A 12,790-nucleotide genomic window follows, 5' to 3' on the forward strand; every position below is an offset into this window, starting at 1 on the left:
CGCAGGTCAACGCTGGATTGAGGCGAGCACGCCGCAATGGTGCCACCGTGTGGCACAGCTGATGCCCCCCAATGCCCGTGGATGAGGCGCTGCAACAGCGCCGGGAGCTGGCCTTTCTTGTCCTCTCGGGTCTGTTCCTTGGAACGATGGGGATGTTGAACATCCTTGGCCTGACACGCTTCCTGCAGCTCGGTCAGATCGGCTCATGGCCGGTGGTGGTGGCGGTTGGAGCCCTCCCCTATCCGGTGACCTTCCTCTGCACGGACCTGATCAGTGAGATCTGGGGCGAGCAGCGGGCCAATCAGTTGGTCTGGGTGGGCTTGCTGTTGAACGGTTGGATCGTCCTGGTGCTCTGGCTCGGCGGTGTGTTGCCGGGTCTGCCGGGGGCGCCGGAGGAGACGTTTTTTGCCGTTCAGGGCTTGGCCTTTGGTGCGATCGGAGCGTCGATGGCGGCCTACATGGCGGCCCAGTTCACCGATGTCCGCCTGTTTCATTTCTGGAAGCGGCGCACCGGTGGTCGGGCGCTTTGGTTGCGCAACAACGGCTCGACCCTGGTCAGCCAGTTGGTGGATACGACGGCGGTGGTGCTGATCAGCCACTACGCCGCCCACGTCCTTCCGGTGCGCGCGGATCTTCCGGTGGCGCCTCAACTGCTGAGCTTCATTGCCAGTGGCTACCTGTTCAAGGCCCTGGCGGCCTTACTGGACACCCTGCCCTTCTATTGGCTAACGGCCTGGCTGCGCCGCTGGTTGATGGTTCCCGGGGCTGGGGCGGAGTTGGGACCTGAGCAGCGACCTCTACGGTGATCAGCCATGACCGTCACCGCCGCTCTCTCCCTCGATCACTTTCTCTCCGGGGGATTTGATCTACGCCAGCATCTGGCCTCCCATCTCCAGCTCACGGCAGCGGAGCTGGAGCAGCAGTTGCCGATGGCGACCGAGGCCCTGGCCGCTGCCCACCCTGGGGCCTTTGATCCCGAGCAGGCGGGGAGCTTCTACGAGAACGAGGTGGGCCATGCCCATCTGCTGGAGCTCGCGGCTTGGCACCTGAGCAGTGCGGATTACATCGCGGACACCCTGCGCTTGCAGGCCATGTTTGCCAAGGGGCAGGTCCTCGATTTCGGCGGCGGGATTGGCACCCATGCCCTGGCGGCGGCGGCACTGCCTGAGGTCGAGTTGGTCTGGTTCGTCGACCTCAACCCCGCCAATCGCGCTTTCGTGACGGAGCGGGCGGAGCGCTTTGGCTTGACCCACAAGCTGCGTTGTTTCCGCGACCTCGGCGACGCCGCCCTGCCCGAGCGGTTTGACACGGTGGTGTGCCTGGACGTCCTTGAGCACCTCAACGATCCCTCGGCGCAGCTCGAGCAGTTCGCTCAGCGGATGGGGCCGGAGGCGATCGCCCTCCTGAATTGGTATTTCTTCCAGGGGTTCAACGGCGAGTATCCCTTCCACTTCGATGATCCGGCCCTGGTGGAGCGCTTCTTCCGCACCCTCCAGGCCCGCTTCCTGGAGGTGTTCCATCCCTATCTGATCACCACCCGCGCCTACCGCCTGGCCTGAGGCCGGGCCACAAAAAAGCCGGCACCTGGGTGCCGGCTCAATCAACCGTGGTGCTGGGCTTCAGCCGAGGGCCACGTTGATGCGCTTGCGGGTGCGCAGACCGCGCTTGATGGTGTCGAAGCTGACCACACCGTCGACCAGGGCGAAGAGGGTGTCGTCAGCACCGCGGCCGACGTTGTTGCCGGGGAGCACAGAGGTGCCGCGCTGGCGGATCAGGATCGAACCGGCGCTGACGGATTCACCGCCGTAGCGCTTCACGCCAAGACGCTTGGCGTTGGAGTCGCGGCCGTTACGGGTTGAGCCGGTGCCTTTCTTGTGGGCCATGGGGGAGGAAACTCAGGAGTTCAGGTGAAGGATCTGGAGGTTCAGGCCAGTGCTTTGCCGCCGACGCTGATGGACTTGACCATCACGCGGGTGAGCTCCTGACGGTGACCGTTCTTACGGCGGGTCTTCTTCTTAGGGCGCATCTTGTAGACGATGATCTTCTGGCCGCGGCGGTGAGCCATCACCTGCAGCTCAACGGTGGCCCCTTTGACGTAGGGCTGACCCACGTTGGCGGCCTTGCCGTCGTTCACCAGCAGCACGTTCTCGAGGGTGAGGGTGCTGTCGACCTCGGCGTGGATCCGGTTGAGGTCGTAGTAGCGGTTGGGCTGAACCCAGACCTGGGTGCCCGAGGTCTCAACGATGGCGTATGGGCCGGTTTGCGAATCAGTACTCATGACAGAAGGGGCGTGGTCAGGCTGACGGGAGGACGCCGTCATTGGGGCCTGCCACGGCAATTGGAAGACAAACAACGAGTTTCACCGCTCGAGGGCACTCCCGTCAACACTGAGGTCACTTGCCAGGGCTCCAACTCAGGGCCATGACCCAGCCGGCGCTCACTATTGCTTCGCTGCTGTCGGACCCTCGTCTGGTCAAGGCTGCCACCAGCTGGCTGAAGGGTGAGCGCTACTGCCTGGAGGACCTGGGCTCCCTTTCCGACCCGATCGCTGAATTGCTCCAGCGGCGGGATGCCTTTGATGTGGTGCTGCTGCAGCAGGGTGTCACGCCCCCAGAGGCCCTCCAAGGCTTGCGTCAGCAAGGAGTGCTTCTGCCGGCGGTTGTGGTGGGGGAAGTCAACGGCCGCGTCGACTACCACGAGGCGGAGGTGCATCTGCCCCAGGACCAGCTTGAACAGGTTGTCTACAGCCTGGATGCAGCGGTTTCGCGCTTCCTGCGCAAGGGACTGTCTGCTCAATCGGAGTCGGGCGGTGAGTCGGCCTCGACACCGCTGTCCTGGCGGCTACCCAATCGACTTCAGGGGCGCCTGGGCTACCTGGGGGTCTTCTACAAGCGGGATCCGTCCCTGTTTTTGCGCAATCTCCCGGAGCCTGACCACGGCGAGTTGCGCCAGTCGTTGCAGCGGGGCTACCGCGACATCCTGATCAGTTACTTCAAGGATCCTGCGGCGGCCAACCAGGCGATCGAGAGCTTTGTCCACAGCGCCTTCTTTTGCGATCTCCCGGTCAACAGCGTTGTTGAGATCCATGTGGATCTGATGGATTCCTTCTGGAAGCAACTGCGGCTTGAAGGCCATAAAAACGATTTTCTTCAGGATTACCGCCTTGCGCTTTTGGATGTGATGGCCCATTTGTGTGAGATGTACCGGCGTTCCATTCCCCCGGATCTCCCCTTGGCGGAACCACCGCCTGGTGAGGCCGTTGGTTAGTTCTTATTCGTTCCATTTGTCTTAAGGAGGTGATTCCGATGAGTCCACGCAAGACCTACATCCTGAAGCTCTATGTGGCTGGAAACACGCCCAACTCGATGCGCGCATTGAAGACCCTGCGGAATATCCTTGATACGGAATTTCAGGGTGTGTATGCCCTGAAAGTGATTGATGTTCTGAAAAACCCTCAGCTCGCTGAAGAAGACAAGATCCTGGCGACGCCCACCCTCGCCAAGATCCTTCCGCCACCGGTGCGTCGAATCATTGGTGATCTCTCAGACCGGGAGAGGGTTTTGATTGGTTTGGATCTCTTGTTTGAGGAGCTCAGCGATGAGGCCTTGTCCGAGTCCTTGTTGGACCAGGATGCGGTGGGTGATCTTGTGTGAAAACCAACGTTTCCTTCACAAGAGCGGCTGTCATAGCCGTGAAAACGAACTAGATTTCTGACAGGACCATCCTCCCCATGCAGGACCCCAGCCCACAGTCCAATCATCTCGCCTCGGTCCAGAAGCTGCCGACGGGGATTGAGGGGTTTGACGACGTTTGCCAGGGCGGTCTCCCCATTGGTCGCTCCACCCTGATCAGTGGGACATCGGGTACGGGAAAAACCGTGTTCTCGCTGAACTTTCTCTATAACGGCATTCGTCAGTTTGACGAGCCCGGGATTTTCGTCACCTTTGAAGAGTCGCCGCTCGATATTCTCCGCAATGCGGCCAGCTTTGGCTGGAATCTTCAGGAAATGGTGGAGCAGGACAAGCTGTTCCTGTTGGATGCCTCCCCTGATCCGGAAGGGCAAGATGTCGCTGGCAGCTTCGATCTGTCAGGTCTGATCGAGCGAATTAACTACGCGATCCGTAAGTACAAAGCCCGGCGTGTGGCGATCGATTCGATCACGGCCGTTTTTCAGCAGTACGACGCGGTCTCGGTCGTGCGCCGGGAGATCTTCCGCTTGATTGCCCGCCTGAAGGAGATCGGCGTCACCACGGTGATGACCACCGAGCGGATTGATGAATACGGTCCCATCGCCCGCTACGGGGTGGAGGAATTCGTCAGCGACAACGTGGTGATCCTCCGCAATGTCTTGGAGGGGGAGCGCCGCCGGCGGACGGTGGAAATCCTCAAGTTGCGCGGTACCACCCATATGAAGGGGGAGTTCCCCTTCACCATGGGCTCCCACGGCATCAGCATCTTCCCGCTGGGGGCCATGCGCCTGACCCAGCGCAGCTCCAATGTCCGCGTGAGCTCGGGTGTCCCCCGCCTCGATGAGATGTGCGGCGGCGGCTTCTTCAAGGATTCGATCATCCTGGCCACCGGTGCGACAGGGACGGGTAAGACCCTGCTGGTCAGCAAGTTTGTGGAGAACGCCTGCGCCAACAAGGAGCGGGCCATCCTCTTTGCCTATGAGGAGTCCAGGGCCCAGCTGCTGCGCAATGCCACCAGTTGGGGGTTGGATTTCGAGGAGATGGAGCGCCAGGGACTGCTCAAAATTATTTGTGCCTATCCCGAATCAACGGGCCTAGAGGATCACCTCCAAATCATCAAGACCGAAATCAGCCAGTTCAAGCCATCGCGGATGGCGATCGACTCCCTCTCGGCCCTGGCGCGGGGCGTGAGTCATAACGCCTTCCGTCAGTTTGTGATCGGCGTGACCGGTTACGCCAAGCAGGAAGAAATCGCGGGCTTCTTTACGAATACCTCCGAAGAATTCATGGGGAGTCACTCGATTACTGACTCCCATATCTCGACGATTACCGACACGATCCTGCTGCTTCAGTACGTCGAGATCCGTGGTGAGATGGCCCGCGCTCTGAACGTCTTCAAGATGCGCGGTTCCTGGCACGACAAGGGAATCCGTGAATACATCATTACGAGCAATGGCCCTGAAATTAAGGACTCCTTCTCGAACTTTGAGCGGATTATTAGTGGTGTGCCGCACCGCATTGACCACGATGAGCGCAGCGAGCTCTCACGCATCGTGAAGGGGGTTGGCGAGGGCCAGTTCTAGATCCCGTCACCCAAATTGCTGGTGCTTCGCCGTTCGGCCTGCAGGCGCAGTTCCGTGTCGTCAGCGTCTTCGAGGGGCAGGTCAAACCAGAAGGTGGTGCCCACATTGAGTTCGCTCACCATGCGAACGGTGGCACCGTGCTTCTCCAGGATGCCCCGCACGATGGAGAGTCCTAGACCAGTTCCCACTTCGGTGTGAACAGCGTTCTCGACCCGGTAGAAGCGATCGAAGATCTTCTCCTGGTCTTCTCGGGAGATGCCTGAACCGGTATCGGAGATTTCCACCCGTAACTTCGGCAGCGGCGCGGTCAGCTCGCAGGCGGGGTTATCCGGGTTGGCTGCGGTGCTGGGATCAATCGTGCAGATGTCAGGCCAGGGGTAGGCCCGCAGGCTCAGGCGGCCCCCGGCGGCAGTGAACTTCAGGCCGTTGCCCACCAGGTTGTCGAGCACCTGCAGCAGCAGGTCCCAGTTGCCGCGAACCCGGGGCAGCTCGTCGATGACATGAAGGTCGAGCTCGACGCCTTTTTCCTTGGCGTTCAGCTTGTAGTTGCGCAGGGTTTGCTCCATCGCCGGACCCAGCTCCACCGCTTCCATCGACCAGGCCCGATCGCTCTCCAATCGGGAGAGATCGAGGACGTCATTGACGAGGCGGGTGAGGCGATCGGTCTCGGCGTTGGCGATCGCCAGAAAGTCCTTCCGGTCCTCCTCGCTGAGCTGCTCGCCCATGTCGTGGAGGGTCTCGACGTAGCTCTTGATGTTGAAGAGCGGCGTGCGCAGCTCATGGGAGACGTTGCTGATGAAACGGCTCTGGGCGGCGTTGAGTTCCACCTCGCGGGTGAGGTCCTGGACGGTGACGGCGATGCCCTTCAGGGTTTCGCCGCTGGCATCGCGCACGGACTGCAGAACGATGCGCAGGGTGCGCGGCGGTTCACCAAAGCTGCAGCGCACATCGCTGCTCTCCTTGTCGTTCTCCAGCAGGCTCTCAAGGGGGGTCTGCAACTCGAGGTTCAGTCCCTCCGGCAGTTCGTCCATCAGGCGCGTGCCCTCCAGATTGCGGCCCTCCCAGCGGAACAGGCGCCTGGCGGTGGGGTTAACCAGCACCACCCGCCCTTCGGAATCCAGCAGCAAGGCCCCATCGGCCATGGTCGCGATCAGCGATTGCTGCTTCACCTGGGCGGCGGTGAGCTCTTCGATGTTGGCCTCGTTGTAGGCCTCGAGCTGGGAGGCCATGTCGTTGAAGCCGTCCAGCAGTTCCCCCAGTTCACCGCCAACGGGTAGGGCAATGCGCGCCTCGAAGTCCCCCCCTGCGATGGAGCGCACCCCCCGCAGCAGCTCCTTCACCGGCTGGGTGATGGTCAGGGCGTTGAAGACGGCCCCCAGGATCACCAAGATCCAGATCGAGATGAACACCGCCACCGTCACCTCGCGGCTCAGGGCGGCACTGGCCAGGGCGGCTTCGTTGGGGTTGATCCCCAGAGCCAGCACACCCATGTAGCGGCCATCGGCCACCAGGGGCACGAAGACATCGGTGACCTGGCCATCGGGGGTCAGGTGTTGCCGGATCAGAGGGTTTTGGGGACGTTTGGAGAGTTCGGCGGGCAGTTCCAACTTGCGGCTGAGCAGCAGCTCACTGCTGCCGGTGGTGCCGCTGATGGGGATCCCCAGGTAGATGATCCCCTCGGGATCGGCGAAGAAGATGTAGCGAAGGCTGCGGCTGGATTTCCAGAAGCGTTCGGCGACGGCCGCCAGCTCCCGGTCGTTGCCCTGGGCCACCAGGGGTGTGACGTTGGCCGACAGCAGCAGGCCCAGGTCGCGGGCAAAGCGGGTGTCGCTCATGCGCACATCCGCCTGGATGCCGTTGAGCGCAAAGAAGGTGATGGCCGTCATCACCAGGCTGACCACCAGGGTGGCGGCCGCCAGCAGCTTGGTTTGGAGGCTGAATTCCGCCCACCAGCGCACCAGGCTCTGCCACCAGCGGCGAGGGGCAAGCGGTGTGGAGCTGCTGGTCAAGGTGCTGGGATCGGCGGCGGAAGCTTAGTGGCTGCGGACCTGGTGGCCGATGTCGCGGCGATAGGTCATGCCCTCAAAGTGCACCTGCTGGAGGCCCTCGTAGGCCTTGGCGAAGGCGGCGTCAAAGTCGCTTGCTTGGGCCACCATCGCCAGCACCCGGCCCCCGTTGGTGTGGCAGACCCCGGCTTCATCCCGGCGAGTTCCAGCATGGAACAGCTGTAGATCGGCGCCGTTCTCCACGGAGCTCGAGATGGGGTCTCCCTTGCGGATCTCCCCGGGATAGCCCTGGGCTGCGGCAATCACGCAGGCGCTGCACTGGTCATGGATGGTCAGGCTCGGGGCGGTCTCAAGTTGGCCGGTGGCGCAGGCCATAAGGACCGCCGCAAACTCCGGACCCATCAGGGGCATCAGGGTCTCGCATTCGGGGTCCCCGAAGCGGCAGTTGAACTCGATCACGCTCGGACCGGTTTCGGTGAGCATGAGGCCCGCATAGATCACCCCCCGGTAGCTGATCCCCCGGGCCTGCAGGGCCGCCAGGGTGGGATCAAGCACCAGTCGTTTGACCTCCTCGAGACCGGCTTGATCCAGCAGTGGGGCCGGGGCATAGGCCCCCATGCCGCCGGTGTTGGGGCCCACATCCCCTTCGCCAATGCGTTTGTGGTCCTGGGCGGGGGGCAGCAGCACCATGCGCTGGCCGTCACTGAGGGCAAAGACCGAGACCTCGGGGCCGTGGGTGCGCTCCTCCAGCACCAGGGAGGCTTCGCCTCCAAACCGTCCAGCAAAGATCTCTTCAATCGCGGCGCGGGCTTCGTCCACGCTCTCGGCCACGGTCACCCCCTTGCCGGCGGCCAGTCCGTCAGCCTTCACCACAAGGGGCTCGCCCTGGGCGTCGAGAGCACGGAGGGCTTCGTCTCGGCTGTTGGCTTTCCAGTAGCCCGCCGTGGGGATGCCGGCCTCCACCATCAGCGCCTTGGCCCACTGTTTACTGGCCTCCAGCTGGGCGCCATCCGCTCCAGGGCCGAAGACGGCAAAGCCAGCCTGGCGCAGGCGGTCGCCGAGGCCCGCGGCCAGGGGGGCTTCGGGACCCACCACGACCAGGTCAATCCTTTCGTCTTGGCAGGTCTTCAGCAGGGCGTCCTGATCGCCCTCGCTGATGGCCAGCTGGATGCAGCCCTCGAGTTCAGCGGTGCCGCCGTTGCCTGGGGCCACCCAGACCTGCTGGACGCCAGCGCTGCGGGCCAGGGCCCAGGCCAGGGCGTTCTCCCGTCCGCCTCCTCCGACGACCAGCACGTGTTGCGGGGCAGCGGGCGCGGTCATGGAGGGCAGGAGGCGGGTGGTTTGTTCGGTGATCACAGCGGTGAGCTCCCCTAGGTTGTCCCCCAGAAGACCGCTGCCGGTGCCTTTCCTTCTTTACTCGCCGGTGGGGGCGCGCCGGCGGCAGCCGTGGGCTTGGGGCTTGGCGCTGCTTCCCTTGGTGCTGTCTGCGGCCCTGCCCGCCGAGGCCAAGTTGCCCTTCATTGGCGATCTGTTTCGCGGTCAGCCGAAGCCCAAGGTCCAGGGACCCTCGGCCCCAGAACTCGAAGGGAGCACCCCGGAAGCGGAGTTTCAGGAGCTACTGAAAACCGGGGACCTACGGGCCCTCAACCTGGCCTGCCAGGAGGCCGCCAGCTTTGACTTCGTGACCCGGTTGCAGTTGCTCCAGCAGCGGTTGTTGACCGTGGCTCCGCCGCCCCAGCCCTTCCCGGTGGTGTTGGTGAATGCCAATGCTCTGCTCAGCTGCCGGGCCCCCGATGCGGCCCTGGAGGTGCTGAACCGCTTTGGTCCGGCTCCCGGTCTCGAGCGCGAGCAGTGGTTGGTCCAGCGCTGGCGCGCCGCCATGGCTGGTTTGCATCACGACTTGGCGGCGCGCCTGTTGGAGCAGTTGACCGCGGCTGATCCCGAGCGCCTGGAGACCCTGGCCCTTCCTGTCCGGGTGAATGAGGACGGCACCGTGCTGACGCGGCCTGCCCTGGATCTCTACGTCGAACACCTGATCGTTCTGGAGCGCCACCAGGAGGCGGCGGCGCTGCTCTTGGCCGGACGACGACCGGGTCAGGTGGCGGCGGAGCGCCTCAGCCAAGCGGTCGCTCTGCTTGCGCAACTGCCCTTGGCCGAACGCGATCAGCTGATGGAGCGCGCCCTGGATCAGGCGGCGGCGGCCCAGGCCTGGGGCCTGGCCATCGCCTTGCTGGAGCAGCAGCGCGTCTTGATCGAATCCGAGTCCGGCGCGGTGGCGGAGCGCTCCCGCGCCCGCCTGAGCCGTCTGAGCCAGCGCCTGGATGATGCCTACAGCGAGTGGGCGATCACCCGGCAAGATTCAGGACAAAGCGCCAGGGCCGACGCATTGCAGCAGCAGTTGCGTTCCCCCCGCGATCCCGGAGGCCACGCCGCACCGCAACCATGACCGCTTACACCCTCGGATCTCTCCTCTACGAAGGCAAGGCCAAGCGCGTCTTCCAGACCGATCAAACCGATTTGGTGGCGGTTGAGTACAAGGACGACGCCACCGCCTTCAACGCCCTCAAAAAGGCCCAGCTGGCGGGCAAGGGGTTGATGAACTGCCAGATCTCGGCGCGGCTGTTCGAGTTGCTCGAGCGGGAGGGGATAGCCACCCACTACCTCTCCCTGCAGGAACCCAACTGGATGTTGGTGAAGCCGGTTCAGATCGTTCCGGTGGAAGTGGTGGTGCGCAACATCGCCTTTGGCTCGCTGTGCAAACAGATGCCGATCGAGCCCGGCACCCCCTTGGATCCGCCGCTGCTGGATCTCTATTACAAGGACGACGCCTACGGCGATCCCCTGCTGACCGATGCGCGACTGGAGCGTCTGGGGGTGCTGACGGCACCCCAGCGCCAGGAATTGGAGCGTCTGGCCATGGCCGTCAACGCGGTGCTGCGTCGCTTTTTTGCCGAGATCGCCCTGGAGCTGGTGGACTTCAAGATCGAACTGGGTTTCACCACCGACGGTCAGCTGGTGGTGGCCGATGAAATCAGTCCCGATACCTGCCGTCTCTGGGACAGGAACGTCAGCGGCGATGCCCAGGAGCGGATCTTGGACAAAGATCGCTTCCGTCAGGATCTCGGCGGTGTGGTCGAGGCCTACGGGGAGGTTCTCAAACGGGTCCAAGCCGCCTGTCCAGAACCCCGCTGAGCCAAGTAGGTTCGGCGGCATTTGCGGTTCGCCGCTCCAGTCCCCGTTCCATGGCTGCAACCCGCAACGGCAAGAACCACGCATGGAGCCTGGGGCTGGCACTGACGTTGCCCCTGGTCGCTGGGGTTGGCCCGGTCTGGGCCCAGGACAAGAGTCCGGAACCAGAGGACCCTGCACCGGTAGACCAGCCTGCGTCTGAGACCCCCAGTTCCAGACCATCACTTGCCCCCAGCACCAGTGATTCCTTGGCGCCAGCGGCTCCCGCTGAGCCTCAGGTGTTGATCAGTGAGGTGGTGGTCCAGGGGGCTGAGGGGCATCCGGAGCAGGAGCGGATGGAGATCGCGGTGTACGACGCGATGGCCACCCGCCCCGGCAGTCGCGTCACCCGCGCTCAATTGCAGACGGATCTGTCCGCGATCTACGCCAGCGGTTGGTTCTCCGACGTCCGGATTCAGCCGGTGGATAGCCCCCTGGGCGTCCGGCTCGTGGTCACGGTCGTGCCGAACCCGGTGCTCACCAAGGTGGACCTTGAGGGCGTTAGCGAGACCACCAAGCTTCCGGACAACCTCATCCCCGACATCTTTGCCGCGGACTACGGCAAGACCCTGAATCTCAACGCCCTGCAGGCCCGCATCGCTGAGCTCCAGAAGTGGTACGCCGATCAGGGCTATTCCCTCGCTCGGGTCACCGGTCCAACCCGCGTCAGCCCCGCGGGTGTGGTGCAGCTGCTGGTGCGTGAGGGCACCGTGGCGGGCGTCGAAGTGCAGTTCCTCAACAAGGAGGGCGACAGCACCAACGACAAGGGTCAGCCGATCCGCGGCAAAACCAAGACCTGGGTGGTCACCCGAGAGATTTCGATCAAGGCCGGCGACACCTTCAACCGCCGCCAACTGGAAGACGACATCAAGCGTCTCTATGGCACCGGTCTCTTCGGTGATGTGAAGGTGACCCTGCGCCCGGTCGCGGGTGAGCCCGGTGCCGTCACGATTGTTCTGGGTGTGGTGGAGCAGTCCACCGGCTCCCTCTCGGGCGGTATCGGCTATAGCCAGAGCCAGGGCATCTTTGGTCAGATCCAGCTTCAGGACAGCAACCTCTTCGGTCGCGCCTGGGATTTGGCCCTGAACGTCACCTATGGCCAGTTCGGTGGATTGGCGGATGTGTCCTTCACCGACCCCTGGATCAAAGGCGATAAGTACCGCACGGCCTTCCGCACCAAGGTCTTCCTGAGCCGGGAAGTCCCCCAGGTGTTCCAGAGCCAGCAGAACGGCAACTTCTACACCGTTTCTGACGTCTCCCAAGGCTTCTTCAACGCCCCGAGCACGGCCCTGGCCTACCAGAGCAACTCGACGGTCTTCACTGGTCCCTATGCCTCGCCGACGGCAGCCAAGGCTGCGAATCCCCAGCTCGGCGACAACAACAACTGGTTCCAGCTCGACGGCAATGCCGTGGCGATCCAGCGGATTGGTGGCACGGCCTCCTTGGCCCGCCCCCTGAACGGCGGTGACCCCTACAAGAAGGCCCCCTGGAATGTTGTCGTTGGCCTAAACGCCCAGCAGGTCAAGCCGATCAACTTTGCGGGGGAGGCGATGCCCTACGCCACGGCCTCCAACAATTTCAGCGGTAATGGCACCACCACGGTCAGCAACGTGATCTGTGTGGCCTACAACTGCGAAAACGGCGCGACGACGAACCAGTTGGTGGGCCTGCGCCTGGCGGCTTCGATGAACACGCTCAATGACCCGCGGAACCCCACCCAGGGCAACTTCCTGAGCGTTGGCACCGAGCAGTTCGTCTCCGTCGGTCAGGACTCCCCGACCTTCAACCGTCTTCGGGCCAGCGCCACCCACTACATCCCGGTGAACTGGCTGAAGTTCTACAAGGGCTGCCGTCCCAAGCCTGGGCAGAAGGAAGACTGCAAACAGGCCTTGGCTTTCCAGGCTTCGGTGGGTACCAACCTCGGCAACATGCCCGTCTACGAGGCTTTCTGCTTGGGTGGCTCCAACTCCGTTCGCGGTTACTACGACTGCGACCTGGGCGTGGGTAAGAGCTTCGGTGAGGCGACGGTGGAATACCGCTTCCCGATCTTCAGCATCATCAGTGGCGAGATCTTCGTGGATGCCGGCAGCACCTTTGGCAGCCAGGCCAATGTCCCAGGGAATCCCGGGACGCTGCTTGATAAGCCCGGTGATGGTGTCTCCCCGGGTGTCGGCGTGATCGTCACCACCCCGGTCGGCCCCCTGCGTTTGGAGGTGGCCAGCCAGGACTTCACCGACGAATGGCGCTTCAACCTCGGTGTGGGTTGGAAGTTCTGAGGCGGCTC

Annotated in this window: 12 protein-coding genes; 8 read left to right on the top strand and 4 right to left on the bottom strand. The window is 63.3% G+C overall.

Features of this window, described 5'->3' with window-relative positions; genetic code table 11:
• Positions 1-71 precede the first annotated feature (71 nt).
• Positions 72-806: a queuosine precursor transporter gene (locus LY254_RS11080; protein WP_247477175.1), complete on the top strand. Its 735-nt coding sequence runs from the start codon at positions 72-74 to the stop codon at positions 804-806.
• A gap of 6 nt (positions 807-812) precedes the next feature.
• On the top strand, positions 813-1,559 hold the full coding sequence (locus LY254_RS11085) for a bifunctional 2-polyprenyl-6-hydroxyphenol methylase/3-demethylubiquinol 3-O-methyltransferase UbiG (protein ID WP_247477177.1): 747 nt from the start codon (positions 813-815) through the stop codon (positions 1,557-1,559).
• Between the two features lie 60 nt (positions 1,560-1,619).
• Here the strand turns inward: LY254_RS11085 and rpmA are convergent, their stop codons facing one another.
• The gene (gene rpmA / locus LY254_RS11090; RefSeq protein WP_010315415.1) at positions 1,620-1,883 is read right to left on the bottom strand and encodes a 50S ribosomal protein L27; all 264 of its coding nucleotides are present in this window, start codon (positions 1,881-1,883) and stop codon (positions 1,620-1,622) included.
• 41 nt (positions 1,884-1,924) lie between these two features.
• Positions 1,925-2,278 (bottom strand): 50S ribosomal protein L21, encoded by a 354-nt coding sequence (gene rplU, locus LY254_RS11095; protein WP_247477180.1) that lies wholly within the window; start codon positions 2,276-2,278, stop codon positions 1,925-1,927.
• A gap of 143 nt (positions 2,279-2,421) precedes the next feature.
• Here rplU and LY254_RS11100 point away from each other — a divergent pair, with 143 nt between their 5' ends.
• From LY254_RS11100 to kaiC, 3 genes are all read left to right on the top strand, one after another.
• Positions 2,422-3,267 (top strand): circadian clock protein KaiA, encoded by an 846-nt coding sequence (locus tag LY254_RS11100; RefSeq protein ID WP_247477181.1) that lies wholly within the window; start codon positions 2,422-2,424, stop codon positions 3,265-3,267.
• Positions 3,268-3,305: 38 nt separating this feature from the next.
• Positions 3,306-3,653 (top strand): circadian clock protein KaiB, encoded by a 348-nt coding sequence (gene kaiB, locus LY254_RS11105; protein WP_010315420.1) that lies wholly within the window; start codon positions 3,306-3,308, stop codon positions 3,651-3,653.
• 77 nt (positions 3,654-3,730) lie between these two features.
• On the top strand, positions 3,731-5,272 hold the full coding sequence (kaiC, locus tag LY254_RS11110) for a circadian clock protein KaiC (RefSeq protein WP_010315422.1): 1,542 nt from the start codon (positions 3,731-3,733) through the stop codon (positions 5,270-5,272).
• On the opposite strand, the gene nblS is transcribed toward kaiC, so the two are convergent.
• Complete coding sequence (gene nblS / locus LY254_RS11115) at positions 5,269-7,281, bottom strand: two-component system sensor histidine kinase NblS (RefSeq protein WP_247477183.1); 2,013 nt, start codon at positions 7,279-7,281, stop codon at positions 5,269-5,271. The genes kaiC and nblS overlap by 4 nt on opposite strands.
• Positions 7,282-7,305: 24 nt before the next feature.
• Positions 7,306-8,598, bottom strand: coding sequence for a phosphoribosylamine--glycine ligase (purD, locus tag LY254_RS11120; RefSeq protein ID WP_247477184.1), 1,293 nt, complete (start codon positions 8,596-8,598; stop codon positions 7,306-7,308).
• Between the two features lie 79 nt (positions 8,599-8,677).
• On the opposite strand from purD, the gene LY254_RS11125 reads away from it, so the two are divergent.
• Genes LY254_RS11125 through LY254_RS11135 form a run of 3 tightly spaced genes read left to right on the top strand, consistent with a single transcriptional unit; the run spans position 8,678 to position 12,782 of the window.
• A complete protein-coding gene (locus LY254_RS11125) occupies positions 8,678-9,724 on the top strand; it encodes a hypothetical protein (RefSeq protein ID WP_247477185.1) in 1,047 nt (348 codons plus the stop codon).
• Complete coding sequence (gene purC, locus LY254_RS11130) at positions 9,721-10,470, top strand: phosphoribosylaminoimidazolesuccinocarboxamide synthase (protein WP_010315429.1); 750 nt, start codon at positions 9,721-9,723, stop codon at positions 10,468-10,470. The genes LY254_RS11125 and purC overlap by 4 nt, the downstream gene beginning before the upstream one ends.
• 50 nt (positions 10,471-10,520) lie before the next feature.
• Positions 10,521-12,782, top strand: a complete 2,262-nt coding sequence (locus tag LY254_RS11135) for a BamA/TamA family outer membrane protein (protein ID WP_247477186.1) — start codon at positions 10,521-10,523, stop codon at positions 12,780-12,782.
• The last annotated feature ends 8 nt before the right edge of the window (positions 12,783-12,790 follow it).

It is taken from the genome of Synechococcus sp. NB0720_010, from assembly GCF_023078835.1.
Classification (GTDB): Bacteria; Cyanobacteriota; Cyanobacteriia; order PCC-6307; family Cyanobiaceae; genus Vulcanococcus.